Origin of the sequence: Janthinobacterium aestuarii, assembly GCF_046113285.1 — a bacterium.
Taxonomy (GTDB): Bacteria; Pseudomonadota; Gammaproteobacteria; order Burkholderiales; family Burkholderiaceae_D; genus Janthinobacterium.
In genome coordinates this window covers 1,933,171-1,956,059 of the sequence record NZ_CP142524.1, presented here as the reverse complement: position 1 = coordinate 1,956,059, position 22,889 = coordinate 1,933,171, and the positions used below count along the sequence as shown (strand labels likewise).

24 protein-coding genes and 1 tRNA gene are annotated in these 22,889 nt (G+C 60.5%); 1 reads left to right on the top strand and 24 read right to left on the bottom strand.

The window, feature by feature from the left end; translation table 11 throughout:
- Nucleotides 1–29: 29 nt before the first annotated feature.
- The 24 genes from nuoL to rpsO all read right to left on the bottom strand — a co-directional run bounded on the left by nuoL (nt 30) and on the right by rpsO (nt 22,190).
- On the bottom strand, nt 30–2,114 hold the full coding sequence (gene nuoL / locus OX462_RS08810) for an NADH-quinone oxidoreductase subunit L (protein ID WP_070224107.1): 2,085 nt from the start codon (nt 2,112–2,114) through the stop codon (nt 30–32).
- 46 nt (nt 2,115–2,160) lie between these two features.
- Nucleotides 2,161–2,469 carry an NADH-quinone oxidoreductase subunit NuoK gene (gene nuoK / locus OX462_RS08805; protein ID WP_010399724.1) on the bottom strand — a complete coding sequence of 103 codons (309 nt, stop codon included), beginning with the start codon at nt 2,467–2,469 and terminating at the stop codon, nt 2,161–2,163.
- The gene (locus OX462_RS08800; protein WP_070224108.1) at nt 2,466–3,098 is read right to left on the bottom strand and encodes an NADH-quinone oxidoreductase subunit J; all 633 of its coding nucleotides are present in this window, start codon (nt 3,096–3,098) and stop codon (nt 2,466–2,468) included. Before OX462_RS08800 ends, nuoK begins: the two co-directional genes overlap by 4 nt.
- Nucleotides 3,099–3,164: 66 nt before the next feature.
- Complete coding sequence (gene nuoI / locus OX462_RS08795) at nt 3,165–3,653, bottom strand: NADH-quinone oxidoreductase subunit NuoI (protein WP_010399726.1); 489 nt, start codon at nt 3,651–3,653, stop codon at nt 3,165–3,167.
- Between the two features lie 14 nt (nt 3,654–3,667).
- Nucleotides 3,668–4,750 carry an NADH-quinone oxidoreductase subunit NuoH gene (gene nuoH, locus OX462_RS08790; protein WP_070224109.1) on the bottom strand — a complete coding sequence of 361 codons (1,083 nt, stop codon included), beginning with the start codon at nt 4,748–4,750 and terminating at the stop codon, nt 3,668–3,670.
- Nucleotides 4,750–7,083 carry an NADH-quinone oxidoreductase subunit NuoG gene (gene nuoG / locus OX462_RS08785; RefSeq protein ID WP_121670067.1) on the bottom strand — a complete coding sequence of 778 codons (2,334 nt, stop codon included), beginning with the start codon at nt 7,081–7,083 and terminating at the stop codon, nt 4,750–4,752. The genes nuoH and nuoG overlap by 1 nt, the downstream gene beginning before the upstream one ends.
- A 22-nt stretch (nt 7,084–7,105) precedes the next feature.
- The gene (gene nuoF / locus OX462_RS08780) at nt 7,106–8,401 is read right to left on the bottom strand and encodes an NADH-quinone oxidoreductase subunit NuoF (protein WP_010399729.1); all 1,296 of its coding nucleotides are present in this window, start codon (nt 8,399–8,401) and stop codon (nt 7,106–7,108) included.
- Nucleotides 8,398–8,877, bottom strand: coding sequence for an NADH-quinone oxidoreductase subunit NuoE (gene nuoE / locus OX462_RS08775; protein WP_035820520.1), 480 nt, complete (start codon nt 8,875–8,877; stop codon nt 8,398–8,400). The genes nuoF and nuoE overlap by 4 nt, the downstream gene beginning before the upstream one ends.
- Before the next feature lie 12 nt (nt 8,878–8,889).
- Complete coding sequence (locus OX462_RS08770) at nt 8,890–10,143, bottom strand: NADH-quinone oxidoreductase subunit D (RefSeq protein WP_034749992.1); 1,254 nt, start codon at nt 10,141–10,143, stop codon at nt 8,890–8,892.
- Nucleotides 10,143–10,736: an NADH-quinone oxidoreductase subunit C gene (locus OX462_RS08765; RefSeq protein ID WP_070224111.1), complete on the bottom strand. Its 594-nt coding sequence runs from the start codon at nt 10,734–10,736 to the stop codon at nt 10,143–10,145. Before OX462_RS08765 ends, OX462_RS08770 begins: the two co-directional genes overlap by 1 nt.
- A 17-nt stretch (nt 10,737–10,753) precedes the next feature.
- On the bottom strand, nt 10,754–11,230 hold the full coding sequence (locus tag OX462_RS08760) for a NuoB/complex I 20 kDa subunit family protein (protein WP_010399733.1): 477 nt from the start codon (nt 11,228–11,230) through the stop codon (nt 10,754–10,756).
- A gap of 3 nt (nt 11,231–11,233) precedes the next feature.
- On the bottom strand, nt 11,234–11,593 hold the full coding sequence (locus OX462_RS08755) for an NADH-quinone oxidoreductase subunit A (RefSeq protein ID WP_010399734.1): 360 nt from the start codon (nt 11,591–11,593) through the stop codon (nt 11,234–11,236).
- Nucleotides 11,594–11,770: 177 nt separating this feature from the next.
- Nucleotides 11,771–11,855: transfer RNA gene (locus tag OX462_RS08750), tRNA-Leu, on the bottom strand.
- 191 nt (nt 11,856–12,046) lie between these two features.
- Nucleotides 12,047–12,451 carry a preprotein translocase subunit SecG gene (gene secG, locus OX462_RS08745; protein WP_034749996.1) on the bottom strand — a complete coding sequence of 135 codons (405 nt, stop codon included), beginning with the start codon at nt 12,449–12,451 and terminating at the stop codon, nt 12,047–12,049.
- Nucleotides 12,452–12,479: 28 nt separating this feature from the next.
- Nucleotides 12,480–13,229 carry a triose-phosphate isomerase gene (tpiA, locus tag OX462_RS08740; RefSeq protein WP_230505129.1) on the bottom strand — a complete coding sequence of 250 codons (750 nt, stop codon included), beginning with the start codon at nt 13,227–13,229 and terminating at the stop codon, nt 12,480–12,482.
- Between the two features lie 73 nt (nt 13,230–13,302).
- Nucleotides 13,303–14,283 carry an NAD(P)H-quinone oxidoreductase gene (locus tag OX462_RS08735; RefSeq protein ID WP_070224113.1) on the bottom strand — a complete coding sequence of 327 codons (981 nt, stop codon included), beginning with the start codon at nt 14,281–14,283 and terminating at the stop codon, nt 13,303–13,305.
- A 73-nt stretch (nt 14,284–14,356) separates the two neighbouring features.
- Nucleotides 14,357–14,965, bottom strand: a complete 609-nt coding sequence (locus tag OX462_RS08730; protein ID WP_070288760.1) for a tetratricopeptide repeat protein — start codon at nt 14,963–14,965, stop codon at nt 14,357–14,359.
- A 62-nt stretch (nt 14,966–15,027) separates the two neighbouring features.
- Nucleotides 15,028–15,789 carry a GIN domain-containing protein gene (locus OX462_RS08725; RefSeq protein ID WP_070224115.1) on the bottom strand — a complete coding sequence of 254 codons (762 nt, stop codon included), beginning with the start codon at nt 15,787–15,789 and terminating at the stop codon, nt 15,028–15,030.
- Between the two features lie 109 nt (nt 15,790–15,898).
- On the bottom strand, nt 15,899–16,108 hold the full coding sequence (locus OX462_RS08720) for a hypothetical protein (RefSeq protein WP_099410964.1): 210 nt from the start codon (nt 16,106–16,108) through the stop codon (nt 15,899–15,901).
- Nucleotides 16,109–16,262: 154 nt separating this feature from the next.
- Nucleotides 16,263–18,209 carry a methyl-accepting chemotaxis protein gene (locus tag OX462_RS08715; protein WP_409028196.1) on the bottom strand — a complete coding sequence of 649 codons (1,947 nt, stop codon included), beginning with the start codon at nt 18,207–18,209 and terminating at the stop codon, nt 16,263–16,265.
- Nucleotides 18,210–18,352: 143 nt separating this feature from the next.
- The gene (locus tag OX462_RS08710) at nt 18,353–18,649 is read right to left on the bottom strand and encodes a hypothetical protein (protein ID WP_409028195.1); all 297 of its coding nucleotides are present in this window, start codon (nt 18,647–18,649) and stop codon (nt 18,353–18,355) included.
- A gap of 9 nt (nt 18,650–18,658) precedes the next feature.
- Nucleotides 18,659–19,354, bottom strand: coding sequence for a hypothetical protein (locus OX462_RS08705; protein WP_409028194.1), 696 nt, complete (start codon nt 19,352–19,354; stop codon nt 18,659–18,661).
- Between the two features lie 216 nt (nt 19,355–19,570).
- Nucleotides 19,571–21,688, bottom strand: a complete 2,118-nt coding sequence (gene pnp / locus OX462_RS08700) for a polyribonucleotide nucleotidyltransferase (RefSeq protein WP_070224120.1) — start codon at nt 21,686–21,688, stop codon at nt 19,571–19,573.
- A gap of 232 nt (nt 21,689–21,920) precedes the next feature.
- Nucleotides 21,921–22,190: a 30S ribosomal protein S15 gene (gene rpsO / locus OX462_RS08695; protein ID WP_010399743.1), complete on the bottom strand. Its 270-nt coding sequence runs from the start codon at nt 22,188–22,190 to the stop codon at nt 21,921–21,923.
- Between the two features lie 185 nt (nt 22,191–22,375).
- On the opposite strand from rpsO, the gene bamE reads away from it, so the two are divergent.
- Nucleotides 22,376–22,873 (top strand): outer membrane protein assembly factor BamE domain-containing protein, encoded by a 498-nt coding sequence (gene bamE / locus OX462_RS08690; RefSeq protein ID WP_409028193.1) that lies wholly within the window; start codon nt 22,376–22,378, stop codon nt 22,871–22,873.
- Nucleotides 22,874–22,889: the final 16 nt, after the last annotated feature.

The window sequence follows — 22,889 nt, the reverse complement described above, 5'->3', positions numbered from 1 at the left end:
GGTTCTCAGTATTCTTTTATCAGGTCAGCTTACTTAGCGGGCCAGAATGGCAGGAAATAGATCAGGAAGCCCAGCACGCCCAGGATCATCACGAATGCATAGTGATAGATGTAGCCGGTCTGCAACACTCGCGACAGCGAGGACAGCCAGGCGACAACCTTGGCGCTGCCATTGACGACGAAACCGTCGATCAGCTTCTTGTCACCGAAGTTCCACAGGCCATTACCCAGCAAGCGGGCACCGCCGGCGAACACGACTTCATTGAACTTGTCCATGTAGTACTTGTTGTCCAGCAGGGTGTGGATCGCGTGGAACTTGGCAAAGAACCAGGCCGGTACGCGCGGGTTGACCATGTAGCAGTAGTAGGCTGCCACCACGCCGGACAATGCCAGCCAGAACGGTGCCGTCGACAGGCCGTGGATCGCCATCGCCATTGCGCCGTGGAATTCATGCGACAACTCTTCCATTGCCGGATGGTTTTCGCCGACAAAGATCACGCCCTTGAAGAAATCGCCATGCAGCATCGGGCCGATCGTCAGGTAACCGATGATCAAGGAAGGGATCGCCAGCATCACCAGCGGGAACCAGACGACGAACGGCGATTCATGCGGCTTCTGGCCAGGTTCCAGGCCGTGGTGCGCGTGGTCGTCTTCGTCTTCTTCATCGTGCGCGTCCGAATCATGCTTGGCAGCAGGCGCGTGATGGTCGTCATGACCGTGCGCATGTGCCTGGCCGAAACGTTCCTTGCCGTGGAAGACGAGGAAATACATGCGGAACGAGTAGAAGGCGGTGACGAACACGCCAGCCAGCACGGCGAACTGGGCAAAGCCAGCGCCCCAGATGTGCGTCGCTTCGACGGCTTCGATGATGCTGTCTTTCGAGTAGAAACCGGAGAACAGCGGCGTGCCGATCAGGGCCAGCGAACCGACCAGTGAGGTGATCCAGGTGATCGGCATGTACTTGCGCAGGCCGCCCATGTTGCGGATGTCCTGGTCATGGTGCATGCCGATGATGACGGAACCGGCGCCCAGGAACAGCAGTGCCTTGAAGAATGCGTGCGTCATCAGATGGAACACGGCCACGGAGTACGCGGACGAACCGAGCGCCACGGTCATGTAACCGAGCTGCGACAGGGTCGAGTAAGCGACGACGCGCTTGATGTCGTTCTGGATGATGCCCAAAAAGCCCATGAACAGCGCCGTGATGGAACCGATCACCAGGATGAAGGACAGTGCCGTGTCGGACAGTTCGAACAGCGGCGACATGCGCGAGACCATGAAGATACCGGCCGTCACCATCGTCGCGGCGTGAATCAGTGCCGAGATCGGGGTAGGACCTTCCATCGAGTCAGGCAGCCACACGTGCAGCGGGAACTGCGCCGACTTGCCCATCGCGCCGATGAACAGGCAGATGCAGGCCACGGTCAGCAGGGCCCAGTCGGTGCCCGGCATCGTCAGCAGTGCCAGTTCGTCTTTCTTGGCGAACACTTCCTGGTAGTTCATGGTGCCGGCGAATGCCAGCAGCAGGCCGATACCGAGGATGAAGCCGAAGTCGCCCACGCGGTTGACGAGGAAAGCCTTCATGTTGGCCACGATGGCCGTCGGACGCTGGTACCAGAAACCGATCAGCAGATAAGAGACCAGGCCCACGGCTTCCCAACCGAAGAACAGCTGCAGGAAGTTGTTGGCCATGACCAGCATCAACATCGAGAACGTGAACAGCGAGATGTAGGCGAAGAAGCGGTTGTAGCCTTCGTCGTCCTTCATGTAGCCGATCGTGTAGATATGCACCATCAGGGAAACGAAGGTGACCACGCACATCATCATCGCCGACAGCGAATCGATCTGGAAGCCCACTTCCATCTTCAGGGTGCCGATCGTCATCCAGTTATAGATCGTGCCATTGAATGTCGCGCCATCCATCACTGCCAGCAGTGTCTGCACGGACAGGATGAACGCAATCAGTACGCCCAGGATCGTCGCGGTATGCGACGTCTTGCGTCCGACCAAATTACCCAGGAACTGGGTGCCAAGCAAGCCTGCAATCGCGGCACCGGCCAGCGGCGCCAGCGGTACGGCAAGAAGGAGGTTAGGGTTGAGGAGTTGCCCCGCCATGATGAACCTTAATCGTTATTATTCGAGAGATCGAGTCTGAAAAACATCAGCCTTTGAGGCTGTCCAGGTCTTCGACGTTGATGGTATCCAGATTACGGAACATCACCACCAGAATAGCCAGACCGATAGCCGACTCAGCGGCGGCAACCGTCAGGATGAAGAAAACGAAGATCTGACCGGCCGCGTCGCCCATGAAATGGGAAAACGCGATGAAATTCATATTCACCGCCAGCAGCATCAATTCGATTGCCATCAGCAATACGATGATGTTCTTGCGGTTCAGGAAAATACCGACGATCGAGATTGCGAACAGGATCGCGCCCAGGACCAGAAAATGTGTGAGCGATAATGTCATGGTGCCTCCTTAACTTCCGGCTCAGCCGCAGGACGCTCGACGACCGCGTCCATCTTGATGATCTTCAGGCGGTCGTTGCGCTTGACGCGCACGGCATCGCCTGGAGCAAAATGCTTGGTGTCCTTGCGTTTGCGCAGGGTCAGTGCGACTGCGGCAACGATGGCCACCAGCAGCACGACGGCGGCGATCTCGAAGGCGAACACGTATTTCGTGTAGATCAGCAGGCCCAGTTCCTTGGTGCCGCCCAGGTTGACGTTCACCGGTGCGACGCTAGGCGCAAAGTTGCGGAAACCGTGCCACAGGACGGCGGCCATTTCCAGCACGATGATCACGCCCACCGTCACCGACAGTGGCAAGTAGCCCCAGAAGCCTTCGCGCATGCGGTCGATATTGATATCGAGCATCATGACCACGAACAGGAACAGCACCATCACGGCGCCGACATACACCAACACCAGCACGATGGCCAGGAATTCAGCTTGCAGCAGCATCCAGATGCCCGCTGCCGAGAAGAAGGACAGTACCAGGAACAGTACTGCGTGGACCGGATTACGGGCCGTGATGACGCGCGTCGCTGCCAGAATCAAGATCAGCGCGAAGGCGTAAAACAAAATTGTTTTAAAGTCCATAAAAAACCCAATAGACGTACAGATGAACGAGGGGCGCGCCGCAGCTTTGGGGCTGCGGCGCATCCATCAGCGATAAGGTGCGTCGGCGGCGCGCGCAGCGGCAATGTCATTTTCATAACGATCACCTACGGCCAGCAACATCTCTTTCGTGTAATACAAATCCCCGCGTTTCTCGCCGTGGTATTCCAGGATTTGCGTCTCGACGATCGAATCGACCGGGCAGGACTCTTCGCAGAAACCGCAGAAGATGCACTTGGTCAAGTCGATATCGTAACGCGTGGTACGGCGCGAACCGTCGTCACGCTGTTCCGATTCGATCGTGATGGCCATCGCCGGGCAAACCGCTTCGCACAGTTTGCAGGCGATGCAACGTTCCTCGCCGTTCGGGTAGCGGCGCAGCGCGTGCAAACCACGGAAACGCGGCGAGATCGGTGTCTTCTCTTCCGGGAATTGCACCGTGATCTTGCGCGAAAACATGTACTTGCCTGTCAGCGCCATGCCCTTGATCAGCTCGCCTAACAAGAGGCTGCTGAAGAAATCTTTTACCTTATCCATTCGTATGCACTCTCTTACTTCCAAATATTCCAGGATGTCTGCATCCAGGCAGCGACGAAGACCAGGTAGACCAGCGTCAACGGGATAAACACTTTCCAGCCGAGGCGCATGATCTGGTCATAACGGTAGCGTGGGAACGTACCGCGTACCCAGATGAACACCGACACGATGAAGAAGGTCTTGGCGAACAGCCAGAAGAAGCCGCCGAAACCACCCCAGAACTCAAGGAAAGCAAATGGTGCGGACCAGCCACCGAGGAACATGATCGAAGCCAGGGCGCCGATCAGGATCATGTTGGCGTATTCGGCCAGCATGAACATGGCGTAGGCCATGCCCGAGTACTCGACCATGTGGCCGGCCACGATTTCCGACTCGCCTTCGACGACGTCGAACGGGTGACGGTTGGCTTCAGCCAGGCCAGACACCAGGTAGATGACGAACATCGGCAGCAGCGGCAGCCAGTTCCACGACATGAAATTGACGCCCTTGTCGGCGAAGAAGCCTATCTGCTGGCCGCCGACGATGTCGATGAAGTTCAGGCTGCCCGAGACCATCAGCACGATGACCATCACGAAGCCCATCGGGATTTCATACGAAATCATCTGTGCCGAAGCGCGCATGGCGCCCATGAACGAGTACTTCGAGTTCGAAGCCCAGCCGGCGATGATGATGCCGTAGACTTCCATCGAGGTAATCGCCAGCAGCATCAGCAAGCCGGCGTTGACGTTGGCCAGCACGGCTTGCGGGCCGAAGGGCACGACCGACCAAGCGGCCAGGGCCGGCATGATGGTCATGATCGGGCCGATCACGAACAGGCCTTTGGCGGCCTTGGACGGGATGATGATCTCTTTGAACAAGAGTTTCAGCGCATCGGCGATCGGCTGCAGCAAGCCCAAGGGGCCGACGCGGTTCGGGCCGACGCGGATCTGGATCCAGCCGATCAGCTTGCGTTCCCACAAGGTCAGGTAGGCAACCAGGCCCATCAGCGGCAACAGCACGCACAGGATCTTGATCAGGGTCCAGAAGAACGGCCACGAGCCGCCCAGCAGATCCTGGCCGCTGCTGTTGATGACGTTTACAAATTCAGGCAGAGCCATCAGATTTTCCCCTCTGCTGTTTCAACTGTGATGTCACCGAACATGCCGCCCAGGCTGGCCGTCGAGGCATGCGCCGCCGACACTTTGACCACATTGGCTGGCAGGCCGGCATGAAGTGCCGCCACCAGGATGGCGCTGCCGGAGCCTTGCGCCACTTTGACCTTGTCGCCCGCCTTGATGCCCAGCTTCTCGGCCAATGCCGGCGACAGATGGGCTTGCGGCGCGGCGCCGTCGACCGTGCGCAGCAGCGGTTCGGAACGGCGGACCAGCGCGTCGGCGAAGTAGATCGGCACGTCGGCGATGCGTTGCAGCGCTGGCGAAGCCGGTGCGTAGCTTGCCGCTTCCGGTGCGTTCTTGGCGATATTGTTCAGCTGTGCCGACAGATCGGTCACGCCGGCGCCGAACGCTTCGTCGCGGATCGCTTCGGAGGTGTCATAGTCGAAACCGGCCAGGCCCAGGATGTTGCCCAGGACGCGCAGCACTTTCCAGGCTGGACGGGTTTCCGCCAGCGGCTTGACGGTGCCGTTGAAGCTTTGCGCGCGGCCTTCGCAGTTGACGAAGGTGCCCGAGGTTTCAGCGAACGGGGAAATCGGCAGCAGCACGTCGGCGTAATCCATGCCGTGCTTGAAGGCAGACATCGCCACGACCATGTCGGCGCCATCGAGGGCGGCGCGGGCCGCTTGCGGATTGGCGGCATCGAGTTCCGGCTCGGCGTGCAGCAGCACGTAGGCTTTTTTCGGAGCAGCAAAGGCGGCTTGCACGTTGGCGCGCGGCTTGGCGACCAGGTGCGCGCCTACCGTGTTGGCCGCTTCCGTCAGGTAACCGAGCTTGGCGCCCGTCTGTTCGGCGATCCATTGCGCGGCAGCATGCAGTTGCGACGCTTGGGGGTGTTGCGTTGCCGCGTTACCCAGCAGCACGGCACCGTGGTCGCCGGCCATCAGGCTGGCGGCGATGGCGACGGCCACGTCCGAAGCAACAACTGCTTCAAAACCGGCTGGCGCGGTGATTTCTTTCGCTTTAGCAACAGCGACGACCACTTCCGACAAGGCCGCCAGCCAATCGCTTGGCGCGACGATCATCTTGTTGGCGATGGTGATCAGTTGATCATCGTCGGAGGCGTGCAGGATCGACAGCTTGGCGCCGCCCTTGACGGACGCGCGCAAACGCGTGGCCAGCAATGGGTGATCCTTGCGCAGGAACGAGCCGATGACGAAGGCGCGCTTGATCTGGCCAAATTCGTTGATCGGCATGCCCAGCCAAGGTTTCACGCCGGCGTCGAGCGCGAAGTCGGTCTGGCGCAGGCGGAAGTCGACGTGCTCGGAACCGAGGCCGTGGACGACTTTTTGCAGCAGGACCAGCTCTTCGACGGTCGAATGCGGGGTGGCCAGCGCGGCGATGGCGTCAGCGCCATGCTCGTGCTTGATATTTTTCAAACCGTGCGCCACGTATTCCAGCGCGGTCTGCCAATCGACTTCTTTCCACTCGTTGCCTTGTTTCAGCATCGGGGACGTCAGGCGTTCGGCGCTGTCCAGCGCTTCGTACGAGAAACGGTCCTTGTCCGAGATCCAGCACTCGTTGACGGCTTCGTTTTCCAGCGGCAGTACGCGCTTGACCTTGCCAGCTTTCACTTGCACGATCAGGTTCGAGCCGAGGCCGTCATGCGGGCTGACCGATTTGCGGCGCGACAGTTCCCACGTACGGGCGCTGTAGCGGAACGGCTTCGAGGTCAGTGCGCCGACCGGGCACAGGTCGATCATATTGCCCGACAGTTCGGAGTCGACCGTCTGGCCGACAAACGACACGATTTCCGAGTGCTCGCCGCGGCCGATCATGCCCAGCTCCATCACGCCGGCCACTTCCTGGCCAAAGCGTACGCAGCGGGTGCACTGGATGCAGCGCGACATCTCTTGCATGGAAACCAGCGGACCGGCTTCCTTCGGCGTGACGACGCGCTTGTCTTCCTTGTAGCGCGATTCGCTCTTGCCGTAACCGACGGCCAAGTCTTGCAACTGGCATTCGCCGCCCTGATCGCAGATAGGGCAATCGAGCGGGTGGTTAATCAGCAAGAATTCCATGACCGACTTTTGCGCCTGCACAGCTTTATCGCTGGCGGAGCGCACGATCATGCCGGCACTGACCGGGGTCGCACAAGCGGGCAAAGGCTTCGGCGCCTTTTCCACTTCGACCAGGCACATGCGGCAGTTCGCTGCGATCGACAATTTCTTGTGATAGCAGAAGTGCGGAATGTAGGTTCCCAATTTGTTGGCGGCGTCCATCACCATGCTACCAGCAGGGACTTCGACTTTTTTGCCGTCTATTTCGATTTCAACCATGGTGATCGTTACCTGACGCAGCTTAGATATATGCGGGCACTAAGCAATGCTTGTGCTCGATATGATATTCAAATTCTTCACGGAAATTCTTAATGAAGGCCCGTACCGGCATGGCAGCCGCATCGCCCAGCGCGCAAATGGTGCGGCCCTGGATGTTGTCGGCGATCGAGTTGAGCATGTCCAGGTCGTCTGGACGACCCTGCCCCTGCTCGATGCGGTGCACCATGCGGTACATCCAGCCTGTGCCTTCACGGCAAGGCGTACACTGGCCGCACGATTCTTCAAAGTAGAAGTAGGACAGGCGTTCCAGCGCCTTCACCATGCAGCGTGTTTCGTCCATCACGATGACGGCGCCCGAACCCAACATCGAACCGGCTTTCGCGATCGAGTCATAGTCCAGGTCGGTCTGCATCATGATGTCGCCGCGGATCACCGGCGCGGACGAGCCGCCAGGAATCACGGCCTTGATCTTTTTGCCACCGCGCATGCCGCCTGCCAGTTCCAGCAGGGTCGCAAACGGGGTGCCGAGCGGTACTTCGTAGTTGCCCGGTTTTTCCACGTCGCCCGAGATCGAGAAGATCTTCGAACCGCCATTGTTCGGCTTGCCCATGGCCAGGTATTTCTCTGGACCGATGTTCAGCACGAAAGGCACGGCCGCGAAGGTTTCCGTGTTGTTGATCGTCGTCGGCTTGCCGTACAGGCCGAACGAGGCGGGGAAAGGCGGCTTGAAGCGCGGCTGGCCTTTCTTGCCTTCCAGCGATTCGAGCAGGGCCGTTTCTTCGCCGCAGATGTAGGCGCCATAACCATGGTGCGCATGCAACTGGAACGAGAACTCGCTGCCCATGATCTTGTCACCGAGGAAACCGGCGGCGCGCGCCTCTTCCAGCGCTTCCTCGAAACGCAGGTATTCCTGGAAGATTTCACCGTGGATATAGTTGTAGCCAACGGTGATGCCCATCGCATAAGCGCCAATGGCCATGCCTTCGATCAGCGCATGGGGATTGTAACGAATGATGTCGCGGTCCTTGAAAGTGCCCGGTTCGCCTTCATCTGTATTGCAGACGAGGTATTTCTGGCCCGGGAACTGGCGCGGCATGAAGCTCCACTTCAAGCCGGTAGGGAAACCCGCGCCGCCACGGCCGCGCAAGGACGAGGCCTTGAGGTCGGCGATGATCTGTTCCGGCGTGATTTTCTCTTCCAGGATACGCCGCAGGGCCGAATAGCCGCCGCGGTTCACATAATCTTGCAAATGCCAGTTCTTGCCATCCAGATCCTTCAGGATCAATGGATCGATATGGCGGTTGTGGAGTGACGTCATTTCTTGAGTTCCTCCAGCATGGCGTCGATTTTCTCGTTCGACATCCAGCTGCACATGGTTTTATTACTGACCAGCAAGACCGGCGCATCGCCGCAAGCACCCATGCACTCGCCCTCAACCAGGGTGAACTGGCCGTCTGCGGTGGTTTCGCGGAAATCGATACCGAGTTTCTGCTTCAGGTACTCTGCAGCGCGCACGCCGCCCGACAGGGCGCATGGCAGGTTGGTGCACACGGTGATCTTGTGCTTGCCCACGGGCTTGACGTTGTACATATTGTAGAACGTGGCCACTTCCTGCACGGCAATCGCCGGCATGCCGATGTAGTCGGCCAGTTCCTTCATGGTTTCCGGCGCCAGCCAGCCCAGTTCATCCTGGGCATGGGCCAGCGCGGCCATGACGGCCGACTGACGCTGGTCGGCCGGGTACTTGGCCAGCTCGCGGTCAATTTTCTTATAGCATTGCTCTGATAACAACATACTTTTTGCCTCTTAGCGGTCAATACTGCCGAACACGATATCTTGCGTCCCGATGATGGTCACGGCGTCGGCAAGCATGTGCCCACGCGCCATCTCGTCGAGCGACTGCAAGTGGGCGTAGTCTGGCGCGCGCAGTTTCATGCGGTACGGCTTGTTGGCGCCATCGGACACCAGGTACACGCCGAACTCGCCCTTCGGATGTTCCACGGCGCTGTAGGCCTCGCCCGGCGGCACGTGGAAACCTTCCGTGAACAGCTTGAAGTGGTGAATCAGCGATTCCATGTTGGTCTTCATGTCGACGCGGCCCGGAGGCGCCACCTTGCGGTTGCTGGTCATGACAGGACCTTCATTGTTGCGCAGCCACTCCACGCATTGCTTGATGATGCGGTTCGACTGGCGCAGCTCTTCCACGCGGACCAGGTAGCGGTCGTAGCAATCGCCGTTGGTGCCGATAGGAATGTCGAAATCCATCAGGTCGTACACTTCGTACGGCTGTTTCTTGCGCAAATCCCACTGCACGCCCGAGCCGCGCAGCATGGCGCCCGTAAAGCCCATGGCCAGCGCATCTTCCGGCGAGACCACGCCGATGCCGACGGTACGCTGTTTCCAGATACGGTTGTCGGTCAGCAGGGTTTCGTACTCGTCCACCGAGTTCGGGAAGCGGCGCGCGAAGTCTTCGATGAAGTCCAGCAGCGAACCCTGGCGGTTTTCGTTGAGCTTGCCGATGGCCTTGGCGTTGCGGATGATCGACGCCTTGTGCTGCGGCATCGCGTCCGGCAGGTCGCGGTACACGCCGCCCGGGCGGTAGTAGGCCGCGTGCATGCGCGCGCCCGAGACTGCCTCGTAGGCGTCGAACAAGTCTTCGCGGTCGCGGAAGCAATACAGGAACGGGCCCATGGCGCCAACGTCCAGCGCGTGGGTGCCGAGCCACATCAGGTGATTCAGGATGCGCGTCATCTCGTCGAACATGACGCGGATGTATTGCGCGCGCAGCGGCACTTCCAGACCCAGCATCTTTTCGATGGCCATCACGTACGCATGTTCATTGCACATCATCGACACATAGTCGAGACGGTCCATGTACGGCACGGATTGCAGATAGGTCTTCTGTTCGGCCAGCTTTTCGGTGGCGCGGTGCAGCAGGCCGATATGCGGGTCGGCGCGCTGGATGACTTCGCCATCCATCTCCAGCACCAGGCGCAGCACACCGTGCGCGGCCGGATGCTGCGGCCCAAAGTTCAGGGTGTAGTTCTTAATCTCAGCCATTATTTCATCCCGTAATGTTCTTCGCGGATCACGCGCGGCACGTTTTCCCGCGGCTCGATCGTCACGGGCTGGTAAATCACGCGCTTTTGTTCCGGATCGTAACGCATCTCGACATAGCCGGAGACGGGGAAATCCTTGCGGAACGGATGGCCGATGAAACCGTAGTCGGTCAGCAGGCGGCGCAAGTCGTTGTGGCCTTCGAAGAGGATGCCCAGCAGGTCGAACGCTTCGCGCTCGTACCAGTTGACGGCGCGCCAGATGCCGACCACGGAGGGCAGCAGCGGCATGTCGTCGTCGGGCGCGAACACGCGCACGCGCACGCGCCAGTTGTGCTTGACCGACAGCAAGTGCGAAACGGCCGCGAAACGCAGGCCGTCCCAGCTGCCGTCGCCATAGGTCGAGTAGTCGACGCCGCACAGGTCGAGCAATTGCTCGAAATGCAGGCTCGGATCATCGCGCAAGGTCTGCATCACGGCGAGGTAGTCCTCGGCCTTGACCTGCAAGGTGACTTCGCCCAGTGCAACCGTCGTGCTAACGCGATCGCCCAGGGCAGTGCCGAGGGCGTTTTGCAATACTTCTAAATGTGTTGTCATAATCTGAAGCGGCCCGGTTAGCGTGCGATCGTGCTGGTACGCTTGATCTTGTTCTGCAACTGCATGATGCCGTACAGCAAGGCTTCAGCGGTCGGCGGACAGCCAGGCACATACACGTCGACGGGCACGATGCGGTCGCAACCGCGCACCACGGAATAGGAGTAATGGTAGTACCCGCCGCCATTGGCGCAGGAACCCATCGAGATGACCCAGCGTGGCTCTGCCATCTGGTCGTAGACCTTGCGCAGGGCCGGCGCCATCTTGTTGCACAGGGTGCCGGCAACGATCATGACGTCGGACTGACGCGGCGACGGACGAAACACGACGCCGAAACGGTCCATATCGTAGCGGGCTGCGCCCACATGCATCATTTCGACCGCACAGCAGGCCAGACCGAACGTCATCGGGAACATAGACCCGGTGCGCGCCCAGTTGATCAGCTTGTCGGCCGAGGTGGTGATGAAACCTTCGCTTAATACGCCTTCAATAGCCATGGCTTATTCCCAGTCAAGGGCACCTTTCTTCCAAATGTACCAAAATCCGACCACGAATTCAGCGATGAACACCATCATCGTGACGAAACCGGCCCAGCCCAGGTCGCGCATTGCAACGCCCCATGGGAAAAAGAATGCCGTTTCCAGATCGAACAAAATAAACAGGATTGCGACCAGATAGTAGCGCACATCGAATTTCATGCGCGCGTCTTCGAATGCTTCAAAACCACATTCGTACGGGGAGAGTTTTGCTGCGTCAGGCTTGTTAGGACCTAACAGGCGCCCCAGGAGCTGGGGAGCGATACCGACACCGAGGCCGATAATAATGAACAGCAGGACGGGGAAGTAATTTTCGAGGTTCACGATTGATAAGCTTATATTGAACGATCGGTTAAATGAGGACGCTGCGATCATTTGCAGCGTATCTAACGCACGACCCCAATCAAAGCTAAGACCAGGATCGAACGACACATCCTCGTAAAAAAAGCCAGCAACTTTGTACGAGCCATGGCTCGTGCGCCGTTGCTGGCTTCTGATTTCTGGTGCCGACGACGAGACTCGAACTCGTACAGCTTGCGCCACTACCCCCTCAAGATAGCGTGTCTACCAATTTCACCACGTCGGCGGTAAGGCCCGTATTCTACTCTGCTTTGCCGCTAAAGTTAATGCACAAATGCATCAAAACACAGATAAAAACGATAAATTTTTACATCTTCCAGCGCGTCACGATTTTTTCCTGCCGCACTGCTGAAACATTGAGCAATAATCTGCCCGTAATGAGAATTACTCTCGATGAGGTATCGAGTTGCTACAGAATTACTTCGGAATCGCGCCTGCCGGGGTGCTGGCAACCGGTGCGGCCGCTGCCGGAGCACTGGCCGCCGGAGCTGCCGCAGGTACCGTCGTCGGGATCGCGCCCGCGCCGGTGACCGGCACTGGCTTGACGACTTTGTCCATCACGCCGCCGCCCACCGTGGTGGCGCGCTGATTGGCCATCAGCGACAGGGCCAGCGTGGCGCCGAAGAAGATCGCGGCGGCAACGCCCGTCGACTTCGACATGAAGTTCGACGAACCCGTCGCACCGAACAGGCTGCCCGAGGCGCCCGAGCCGAAGGCGGCACCCATGTCGGCGCCCTTGCCGTGCTGCAGCAACACCAGCGCGATAATCGACAATGCCGAAATAACCTGTACTACCACTACCAGATTGAACATCATGTTCATTGCAATTCCATTCTCAGTTTAAATTAATTCAATCGGCGGCGTGAATAATCGCCAGGAAATCCGCCGCCTTCAATGCTGCTCCACCGATCAGACCGCCATCGATATCCGGCATCGCCATCAATTCTTTTGCGTTCTCCGGCTTCATGCTGCCGCCGTACAGGATCTGCACGCCGGCGGCCGCTACCGCATTCTTTTCTGCCAGCTGGGCGCGCAATACCTGATGCACGTCCTGCGCCATCTGCGGCGTGGCCGTCTTGCCCGTGCCGATGGCCCACACCGGCTCGTAGGCCAGCACCAGCTTTGCCACGTCGTCGGCGGAAATGGCCGCCAGCACGGCACCCAGCTGCTGCGCCACGACCGCGTCGGTCTGGCCCGCTTCGCGCTGCGCCAGCGTCTCGCCGATGCAGACGATAGGCGTGATGCCTGCCGCCAGCGCGGCAACCGTCTTGGCCGCCACTTGCGCATCGCTCTCGCCATGGTAGGCACGGCGCTCGGAATGCCCAATCACCACATAGCCGCAGCCGAAATCCTGCAGCATGGCGGCCGAGATTTCGCCCGTGTAGGCGCCGCTGGCGTGCGCGGACACATCCTGCGCGCCCCAGCCCAGCGCCGTGCCTGCCAATTGCGCCTGGCACTGCGCCAGATACGGCGCAGGCACACAGACGGCGCTGGCGGCGCCAGAAGCAGCCAGGCCAGCAACTATTTCAGACAATAACACCGCGTTCGAGGTGCGACTGCCGTTCATTTTCCAATTTCCGACGACGAGTTTGCGACGCATAGTAGCCTAAATTCTTAATAACCCGTCATTCTAACTCCGGCACCGATGCCGGTCAAACAGGCAGTGCCCCGTTTCAGGCAACTTGCAACATGATCTTGCCCACGTGCGTGCTCGCTTCCATCAAGGCATGCGCCTCGTTGGCCTTTTCCAACGGGAAAGTTTGATAGATCACGGGCTTGATCTTGCCCGCCTCGATCAGCGGCCAGACGGTCGTGCGCAGGTGGTGCGCGATGGCCGCCTTGAAGGCGACGGAACGGGGGCGCAAGGTGGAACCTGTCACTGTCAGGCGACGGCGCAGCAAGGCGCCCAGGTCCAGTTCCGCCTTGGTGCCGCCCTGCACGGCGATCAGGCCGATGCGGCCATCATCGGCCAGGCAGTCGATTTCGCGCGGCAGGTAGTCGCCGCCCACCATGTCGAGGATGACGTCGACGCCTTTGCCATCGGTCAATTCCTTGACGACGGCGACGAAATCCTCCGTGCGGTAATTGATACCGCGTTCGGCGCCCAGCGCCTCGCAGGCGCGCGCCTTCTCGTCGCTGCCCGCCGTGGCGAACACGCGGTGGCCGAGCGCGGCCGCCAATTGAATGGCCGTCACGCCGATGCCGGACGTGCCGCCCTGCACCAATAACGTTTCGCCATCGGCCAGCGCGCAGCGGTCGAACACATTGCTCCAGACGGTAAAGAAGTTTTCCGGCAGGGACGCGCCTTCCAGCGCCGTCAAGCCTTTCGGCAAGGGCAGGCACTGGCCGGCGGGTGCGGCGCAGTATTCGGCATAGCCGCCGCCCTGCACCAGCGCACAGACGAGGTCGCCCTTCTTGAATGCCGTGTTGCTGAAATCGCCATCGACGACTTCGCCCGCCACTTCCAGGCCCGGCAAGTCGGAGGCGCCCGCAGGCGGCGCATACTTGCCCAGGCGCTGCAGCACGTCCGGGCGGTTGATGCCGGCCGCATGCACCTTGATCAGCAGTTCGCCCGCCTTATATTGCGGCGTGGGACGTTCGGCGATCTGCAAAACGTCGGCGGGACCTGGCTGGCTGATGGCAACTGCACGCATGGCGGGACTCTTTCAAGGGAAAACGGCGATTGTACGCCAAGCCGTCCACCCTTGCAGGCCGCTACATGGCCTCTCAGCCACCGCCCGTTTTCGACTGGCGCGGCAAGGGCGTGCCCGGCTTCCATTGGGCCGACAGGGCCTGCCCTTCCTCGACTTGCTCATGCGTCATTTTGCGCACCACGGCGGCGCGCTGGTCGGCCGCATTCGCGTTGCCATTCGCGGCCGCCAGGTTCCACAGCATGTAGGCGATGACATTGTCCTGCTGCACGCCACCCATGTGATAGCGGTACATCAGGCCCAGCACCTGCTGCGCCTCGGCATGGTTCTGCTCGGCGGCCTTGCGGAACCAGCCGACGGCCTGCTTGTGATCCTGCAGCACGGCGTTGCCCGTGTAATACATAGCGCCCACCACGTACTGGGCGTCGGCCTTGCCCTGCTCGGCCGCCTTGCGGTGCCAGAACATGGCTTGCTTGTAATCCTGCGGCAAGCCCCGCCCCATGTAATACATCAAACCCAGCAAATGCTGGGCATCGGCATTGCCGGTCTTAGCAAGGGGCAATATTTCTTTGTAAGCCAGCGCGTAATTCTTGTTGTTGTAGGCGCTGGCGCCTTCGGCGAAGCCGGCCCGCGCGGGTAGCTGTATCGTCAACAGCATGAGTAATGTAATGATCAGTTTTTTCATCGGAATGGGATGTGGTCTGACAACTTATTCTTGTCCTGCAGAAGGCCTGCGGCAGGATGCTTTTACTTCCAGCTAACTTTGCCCAGGCCCTCGACGCTGACATCGCGATTGGCCGGTTTGCCGTACACCACAACCGAACCGAGTCCGCTCAGGTTCAGCTTGGCATTCGTATGGGCATTCACCGTAGCATTACCCAGGCCGCTCAATTCCAGGTTGACGGCATCGACTTCGAACTGCTGCGCGTTCAGGCTGCCCAGGCCGCCCAGGCTCGCTTTCAGCAGGCGTCCGCGTCCGCCCAGCACCACGGAACCGGCGCCCTGCAAGTCCAGCTCGGCACGCTCATTGTTGCCGATCCACAGCTGCATGCTGCCCACGCCGCCCAGGCTGGCATTGAGCTTGCGGTAGTCGCCCACCAGCTTGATGCTGCCCGCCCCTTCCAGCGACAAGGTCAGTTCCTCGCCCTTGAAACCCGTGATGTCGGTGCTGCCGAAGCCTTCCGAGCTCAGTTCGCGCAGGTTCGGCAAGACCAGGTCGGCGCGGATCGACGAAGGGCCGAGCTTGAAGCCGCGCACTTCCGTTTCGATGTGCAGGGTGTCGCCGCTTTGCGCCGTGCTGACATCGGCGATGTAGCGCTTGTCGGCCGTGATGCTCAGCGAAGGCACGTTGCCCTGGCGGATGCGCACCTCCATCACGCCGTCGAGCTTGACCCGCACCACGCGGGCGTCGACGTTGCGCATCTCTAGCAAGCGGGTCTCGGCGGCCACGCCGCGCACCAGGCCCAGTGTCGCCAGGAACAGCAGCGCCAGTTGCAGTATCTTTTTCATGTAGTGCATCCTCGGTATCTTGTTTTTATGTCTTGCGGCGCCCGCGTCGGGCGGCCGGCATTGCATCGCGCCTTGCACTCTAGCAGCGCGGAAAATGACTGGCAATCAATTATGCGAAACGGGCTTTTTCGGCCGCGTTCAGGCGCTTGGCCTTGACGACCACCACTTGCATGGCAGCCTTGTTTGCTGGCGCAGCCACGGTGGCCGTGGAACTGGCCACTTGCAGGGCCGGGGCGGCCGGAGCGATGGCGTAGCAGCCGGCGCCGAGCACGATGGCGGCGGCAACGGCGATGATTTCCATGTTTTTAGCGACGTTCATGTTGTTCTCCTCGGGTGTCTGGCAGTGGGCTTGCGGTATGGTGTCACTATAGCCATACCGCCCCCGCCAGACACGCCGATTGCGACGAACTGCGCTTTTGGCAGGCTGGCCTGACAAAAACGCGGATGAACGCGCAGATCGCTGCGCTTGCAGCTTAAAACTCTTCCCACTCGTCGGCGCCGGACTTGGCCGCCTTGACGGGCTTGGCCGGCGACAGCGCACGGGCCGGCGCGCGCGGCGCTGGCGCGGCCGGTTTCGCCTTGAGGCGCGCCACCGGTGCGGATGCCGCAGCAGGGCCAGCATCGCCCAGGCGGAACATGCCGACGGCTTGCGCCAGGTCCACGGCCTGTTCCTGCAGGCTTTCCGCGGCGGCCGCAGCTTGCTCGACGAGGGCAGCGTTCTGCTGCGTCATGGTGTCCATGTGCGTGACGGCCGTATTGATCTCGCCGATGCCGGCGCTCTGTTCGCGGCTGGCCACCGTGATCTCGCTCATGATGGTCGTCAGTTGCTGCACCGAGGCCACCACTTGGTCCATGGTCTGGCCCGCTTCATTGACGAGGCGGCCGCCCGCATCGACCTTCTCCACTGAATCGCCGATCAATTCCTTGATTTCCTTCGCCGCGCCAGCGGAGCGTTGCGCCAGGTTGCGCACTTCGGATGCGACCACGGCAAAGCCCCTGCCCTGCTCGCCCGCGCGTGCCGCCTCGACGGCCGCGTTCAGGGCCAGGATATTCGTCTGGAAGGCGATGCCGTCGATCACGCCGATGATGTCGACGATCTTGCGCGAGCTTTCCTGGATGCCGGCCATGGTGCCCACCACCTGCTGCACCACGCGGCCGCCCTTGGCCGCCACTTCCGAGGCGGACACGGCCAGTTCGTTGGCCGCATGCGCGTTTTCCGCATTCTGTTTCACCGTCGAGGTCAGCTCATCCATCGAGCTGGCTGTTTCCTCCAGCGCGCCCGCCTGTGCTTCCGTGCGCGAGGACAGGTCGGCATTGCCGGCGGCGATATCGGCCGATTCGCTGCGCACCAGGGTGCTGATGCTGCGGATCTGTACCAGCACGGTGGCGATCTTTTCGACGAACAAATTAAAGGCCTTGGCGATCTGCGCCAGCTCGTCCGAACCTTCCGCGTCGAGGCGGCTGGTCAGGTCGCCGTCGCCCGTGGCGATCGCTTCCATCGCATCACGGACCAGACCGAGGCGGCGCAAGGCGCGCGCGACCAGCACGCTCAAGACGGTGGCGGCCAGGGCCAGCACCAGCAAGGCCGTCAGGACCGAGGCGCGCAGCATGGAAGTCAATGCCTGCGTCGCTTCCGCCCGGTCGAGCACGGTAGCCAGCAGCCAGTCGCTGCCTGGCACTTTACTCACATGCAAGATGCCGTTACGGTCGCCCAGGCGGATGGCGGCGCCGTCGCCGCTCTTTTCGATATCGGCCAGCGCCTGCGCGCTCAGGCCCGGGTCGAGCTCGGCCAGCGGCTTCAGGGTCAGCTTGCCGTCCGGGTGGGCGATGATCTTGCCGCCGCCGTCGACAAGGAAGGCGTAGCTGGATGCCGTCGGCTTGATCGAAGCGACGTTTTGCACGACAGCATCCATCATCACATCGGCCGCCATCACGCCCGTCACGCTGCCCTTGCCGCGCAGCGGCTCGGCAAACGTCACCACCAGCTTGCCCGTGCTGGCGCCGATATACGGCGCCGTGATGATGGGGCCGCCCACTTCGGACGCCAGCTTGTACCAGGGCCGTGCCGTGGGATCGTAGTCGGCGGCGCGCTTGCGCTCCTGCGAAAAGACGGCGTGCTTGTCGGCAAAGCCGATATACGCCATGTCGAACGTGCCTGCCTGCTCGGCCGCCTTCAGCGCCGGCAAGGGATCGGCCGCCGTGGCGCCCTGCTTGAGCGAGCCCACGACGGCTTGCTTGGAACGCAGCCATTCGGCGATGGCTTGCGCATGGCTGTGCGACAACTGCAGCATCTGCGTGTCGAGCGCGGCCAGGGTACTTGCGCGCGTCGTGAAGAAATTGGCGATGGCGACGGCCAGCATGGCCAGCACGACGATGGAAACGGCGATGGCGATCAGCCGCGCCTTAAGGGAGGACAACATGGTGCATCCAATAAAAAAGAGAAAATCGGGAGGGATGCGCCATGGTCAGGGAATAAGATTTTGTCGTCAAGCAATAACGACTCTCGATTACCCATAAACAACAATTGATACCTTATATTAAGCACACGATAATAAAATACCAACTATATCTCGCCGCGCAGCTTGCGCAGAGCCGGCGAATCGCCGCCCGTCGCTTCGATGCGGAAGCGGGCAAACGCCTGCTCCAGCTCGGGGTACCGGCGCAAGCCGCCCTCCGTAAAATAGCGCCCGCCGGGGATATCGCCCCATGGCAGTGGTGCGCTCAAGGCGCCGCTGCCCGCCAGGGCCAGCAGCGGCTCGAGCGCGCTGCGCAGGTCGGCCACCTCGCCGTCGGCGCTCGCTAGGCGGGCCAGCAACTGCTCCAGTTCGGCGGCACAGGCTTGCAAACGCTGCTGATCCATCTTCTCTCCTCAATTCTTGATCGTGCCGATCAGCACGGGGGCCGACCACAAGCTGCGGTTGGGGAGCAAATACTGCTGCGCCCCGCCCTTGCGCCGCACCAGCCCGCCCAACTCTTCCGTCGGCGCGACCTGGCTGACGAACACGTTGACGGTGCCCTTGGGCATGATCTGATACACATCATACAGCGGCGCCTCGCTCTTCAAGGGCAAGCCGAAGCAGTCGGCCAGGGTGGCGCAGCGGCCCGATGCCAGCTGCAACTGCGCGCTGGTGGTGAAATATGGCGAATACGGCGACACATTCTGGCCATGCGGCACGATTTTTACCAGCGCGGCAGCCATGGGCTGCAGGTCCGGCAAGGTGCTGCCGGACGCGAGCTGCTCGACGGCCCGCGCATAGAGGGTGTCGGCCGAGGCGGCAGGATCGGCGGTGCGCAGTTCGCGCAAAAATTGCTGCCCTGGCCCGCTATCGAGATAGGAGTCGATAGCCTCACGCGGCAAGCCCGCCGTCCTGAAGGTGCTGAGGTCGTTGATTTCGCGCGCATGCACGGCGCGCAAGGCGTCGAGGTCTTGCGCCGGCATGGCCCCAGACGCGGCGGCGATGGGGATGGGCAGCGGCACCGGCGTGGGTGCGTTGTCCAGCTGTGCCCAGGCGCCGGGCGAAACGGCAAGCAGAAAGGCGGCGGCCAGCCCGCAGAATGTGCGCATGCTGCATCTCCTTGGAAGACTCGTTCGAGGGAAAATCCCACTTCGAATCTACAAGGCGCGGCAGCGGCCGATACGCGCTGGATCAAGGCCCGTGCACGCGTCGGCATACATCTTCGATACAGCGCAAACGCCGCGCATAAAAAAACCGCCAGGGCTTGCGCGCTGGCGGTTGTTGAGCATGCGGCCGAGGCCGCATTCAGGCGAACCCGAAGGAAATTAAGCGGCTGGCGCTTCGTTGCCTTCAGCAGCTTTCATCGACAGCTTCAAGCGGCCGCGGTCGTCCGTTTCCAGCACTTTGACGCGGACCAGCTGGCCTTCTTTCAGGTAGTCGGCCACGGCGTTGACGCGCTCGTTGGCGATCTGCGAGATGTGCAGCAAGCCGTCCTTGCCTGGCATGACTTGCACGATGGCGCCGAAGTCCAGCAGTTTCAGCACGGTGCCTTCGTAGGTCTTGCCCACTTCGACGGAGGCCGTCAGTTCTTCGATGCGGCGCTTGGCTTCCTGGCCGGCGGCAGCGTCAACGGAAGCGATGGTGACCACGCCTTCGTCGCTGATGTCGATCTGGGTGCCCGTCTCTTCGGTCAGCGCGCGGATCACGGCGCCGCCCTTGCCGATCACGTCACGGATTTTTTCCGGGTTGATCTTGATGGTGATCAGACGCGGTGCGAAATCGGACAGTTCGGTTTTGACGTGCGGCATGGCTTTTTGCATTTCGCCCAGGATGTGCTCGCGGCCTTCCTTGGCTTGCGCCAGTGCCACTTGCATGATTTCCTTGGTGATGCCCATGATCTTGATGTCCATCTGCAGCGCCGTGATACCGTTGCGGGTACCGGCTACCTTGAAGTCCATGTCGCCCAGGTGATCTTCGTCGCCCAGGATGTCGGACAGCACGGCAAACTTGCCGCCTTCCTTGATCAGGCCCATGGCGATACCGGCCACGTGTTCTTTCATCGGCACGCCGGCGTCCATCAGTGCCAGGCAGCCGCCGCACACCGATGCCATCGACGAGGAACCGTTCGATTCCGTGATTTCCGATACCAGGCGCACCGAGTAGCTGAACTCTTCGGCTGCCGGCAGGGCGGCGATCAGCGCGCGCTTGGCCAGGCGGCCGTGGCCGATTTCGCGGCGTTTTGGCGTACCGACACGGCCCGTTTCGCCGGTGGCGAACGGAGGCATGTTGTAATGCAGCATGAACGAATCGGTGAACTCGCCCATCAGCGCATCGATCTTCTGGCTGTCGCGGGCGGTGCCCAAGGTAGCGACGACCAGCGCCTGCGTTTCGCCGCGCGTAAACAGGGCCGAACCGTGGGTGCGTGGCAGCACGCTGGTGCGGATCGAGATCGGACGCACGGTGCGCGTGTCGCGGCCGTCGATGCGTGGCTCGCCGTCCAGGATCTGCGTACGCACGATCTTGGCTTCGATGTCGAACAGGATGTTGTTCACTTCAGCGCTGTCGATCGACGCGCCGCCGTTGGCAGCCGCTTCGGCCGACAGGTCGGCGATCACTTCCGACGTTGCCGCTTTCAGCTTGGCCGTACGCTCTTGCTTGTCCTTGGTTTGATACGCATCATTGATCTTGGCGTTGGCGAAATGCGCGACGCGGGCGATCAGTGCTTCGTTTTTCGGCGCAGGCGCCCATTCCACTTCCGGCTTGCCGCCGTCACGCACCAGGTCGTGAATCGCGTCGATGACGACTTTCATCTGGTCGTGGCCGAAGACCACGGCGCCCAGCATGATTTCTTCGGACAGCTGTTTCGCTTCCGATTCGACCATCAGCACGGCCGTTTCGGTACCGGCGACCACCAGGTCCATTTCCGACGTTTTCAGTTGCTGGACGGTCGGGTTCAGGATGTACTGGCCGTTGGCGTAACCGACGCGCGCGGCGCCGATAGGACCGTTGAAAGGCACGCCCGACACGCACAGGGCGGCGGAGGCGCCGATCATGGCGGCGATGTCCGGATCGATTTCAGGGTTGACCGACAACACGTGAATGATGACTTGCACTTCATTCAGGTAGCCTTCCGGGAACAGCGGACGGATAGGACGGTCGATCAGACGCGATGTCAGTGTTTCTTTTTCGGAAGGACGGCCTTCGCGCTTGAAAAAACCGCCCGGAATTTTACCGGCAGCATAGGTTTTTTCGACATAATCAACCGTCAAAGGGAAGAAATCCTGGCCTGGCTTGGCATCTTTGCGTGCCACCACCGTTGCCAGAACGACGGTATCTTCGATCGACACCAGCACTGCGCCGGATGCCTGACGCGCGATTTCGCCGGTTTCCAGGGTCACTTGATGTTGACCGTACTGGAAGGTTTTCGTAACTTTGTTAAACATGGGGTATCCCTTTTCTAATTGCCGACAGATTTTCAGGGGCTGTCGTTCACCTCACCACAGGCGGCGTAAAAATGCTGCCTTTACTTGTTACCACCTTTGCTACTTTACTTTTAAAACATGATATCGGTAGAGAATACTGTACTTCTCGACATAAATCCGGAATTCAAATGACAAAATGCCCGCGTCAGCGAACTGGCGCAGGCATTTCTGTATAAACCTTGTACGGCAAAAATTACTTGCGCAGACCAAGTTTAGCGATCAGGTCGCGATAACGGGTAGCGTCTTTAGCCTTCAGGTAGGACAACAGGCTCTTACGACGGTTGACCATCATGATCAGGCCGCGGCGGGAGTGGTGATCTTTCGAGTGGGCTTTGAAGTGGCCGTTCAGTTCGTTGATGCGAGCTGTCAGCAGTGCAACTTGCACTTCAGGGGAGCCGGTGTCGTTTTGACCACGTGCGTTGTCCGCGATAATAGCGGCTTTGTTGATGTTTTCTACTGTCATGATAAACCTTTCACATGCGGTGCACAGAGTCTGAACCCTATCCACCGTGAACTACGATTATTAAAATACTGGCCTAGGCTTCCAACCAGACGCGCAAGTATATCGGAAAAATGCCCGCCTGTATCCTGCCGTGCGGGCTTTTCTCGGTGCATGATAGGATTTTCCTGCATTTCAGGAGGTCCAACATGAAAAAACTGCTCAAATTAGCAACACCACTGCTGTTTGCCGTGCTGGCCGGCTGCGCCAGCTGGAACGCCCCGCCACCGCAGCCGGGCGAGCCGCGCACCGCCGTGGAAGCACGCCTCGGCCGTCCGACGAATATCTACCAGTTGCCCACGGGGCCCGAACTCGAATACGCGACGGGGCCGTACGGCCAGTACACGTATATGGCCCGCTTCGGCCCCGACGACAAGTTGATTTCCTACGAACAGGTGCTCGACACGCCGGGCTTTGCCCGCATCAAGGTAGGCGTGTCGACGCAGCAAGACGTGCTGCACACCCTGGGCCGCCCGACGGAAACATCGTATCTGCCGCTGCCCAAGCTCTACGTCTGGTCCTACCGCTACAAGGAATCGGGCGTGTGGGATTCCATGATGCACGTGCACTTCGACCACGACGGCATCGTGCGCATGATGATGAACGGGCCCGATCCGGCCAAGGAAGAGCGCCGCTTCTTCTGGTGACGAGCGTCTTGCACCA

Coding starts and splice junctions, on each gene's coding strand:
- nuoL (WP_070224107.1), bottom strand. CDS start 2,114: ATGGCGGGGCAACTCCTCAACCCTAACCTCCTTCTTGCCGTACCGCTG.
- nuoK (WP_010399724.1), bottom strand. CDS start 2,469: ATGACATTATCGCTCACACATTTTCTGGTCCTGGGCGCGATCCTGTTC.
- OX462_RS08800 (WP_070224108.1), bottom strand. CDS start 3,098: ATGGACTTTAAAACAATTTTGTTTTACGCCTTCGCGCTGATCTTGATT.
- nuoI (WP_010399726.1), bottom strand. CDS start 3,653: ATGGATAAGGTAAAAGATTTCTTCAGCAGCCTCTTGTTAGGCGAGCTG.
- nuoH (WP_070224109.1), bottom strand. CDS start 4,750: ATGGCTCTGCCTGAATTTGTAAACGTCATCAACAGCAGCGGCCAGGAT.
- nuoG (WP_121670067.1), bottom strand. CDS start 7,083: ATGGTTGAAATCGAAATAGACGGCAAAAAAGTCGAAGTCCCTGCTGGT.
- nuoF (WP_010399729.1), bottom strand. CDS start 8,401: ATGACGTCACTCCACAACCGCCATATCGATCCATTGATCCTGAAGGAT.
- nuoE (WP_035820520.1), bottom strand. CDS start 8,877: ATGTTGTTATCAGAGCAATGCTATAAGAAAATTGACCGCGAGCTGGCC.
- OX462_RS08770 (WP_034749992.1), bottom strand. CDS start 10,143: ATGGCTGAGATTAAGAACTACACCCTGAACTTTGGGCCGCAGCATCCG.
- OX462_RS08765 (WP_070224111.1), bottom strand. CDS start 10,736: ATGACAACACATTTAGAAGTATTGCAAAACGCCCTCGGCACTGCCCTG.
- OX462_RS08760 (WP_010399733.1), bottom strand. CDS start 11,230: ATGGCTATTGAAGGCGTATTAAGCGAAGGTTTCATCACCACCTCGGCC.
- secG (WP_034749996.1), bottom strand. CDS start 12,451: ATGAACATGATGTTCAATCTGGTAGTGGTAGTACAGGTTATTTCGGCA.
- tpiA (WP_230505129.1), bottom strand. CDS start 13,229: ATGCGTCGCAAACTCGTCGTCGGAAATTGGAAAATGAACGGCAGTCGC.
- OX462_RS08735 (WP_070224113.1), bottom strand. CDS start 14,283: ATGCGTGCAGTTGCCATCAGCCAGCCAGGTCCCGCCGACGTTTTGCAG.
- OX462_RS08730 (WP_070288760.1), bottom strand. CDS start 14,965: ATGAAAAAACTGATCATTACATTACTCATGCTGTTGACGATACAGCTA.
- OX462_RS08725 (WP_070224115.1), bottom strand. CDS start 15,789: ATGAAAAAGATACTGCAACTGGCGCTGCTGTTCCTGGCGACACTGGGC.
- OX462_RS08720 (WP_099410964.1), bottom strand. CDS start 16,108: ATGAACGTCGCTAAAAACATGGAAATCATCGCCGTTGCCGCCGCCATC.
- OX462_RS08715 (WP_409028196.1), bottom strand. CDS start 18,209: ATGTTGTCCTCCCTTAAGGCGCGGCTGATCGCCATCGCCGTTTCCATC.
- OX462_RS08710 (WP_409028195.1), bottom strand. CDS start 18,649: ATGGATCAGCAGCGTTTGCAAGCCTGTGCCGCCGAACTGGAGCAGTTG.
- OX462_RS08705 (WP_409028194.1), bottom strand. CDS start 19,354: ATGCGCACATTCTGCGGGCTGGCCGCCGCCTTTCTGCTTGCCGTTTCG.
- pnp (WP_070224120.1), bottom strand. CDS start 21,688: ATGTTTAACAAAGTTACGAAAACCTTCCAGTACGGTCAACATCAAGTG.
- rpsO (WP_010399743.1), bottom strand. CDS start 22,190: ATGACAGTAGAAAACATCAACAAAGCCGCTATTATCGCGGACAACGCA.
- bamE (WP_409028193.1), top strand. CDS start 22,376: ATGAAAAAACTGCTCAAATTAGCAACACCACTGCTGTTTGCCGTGCTG.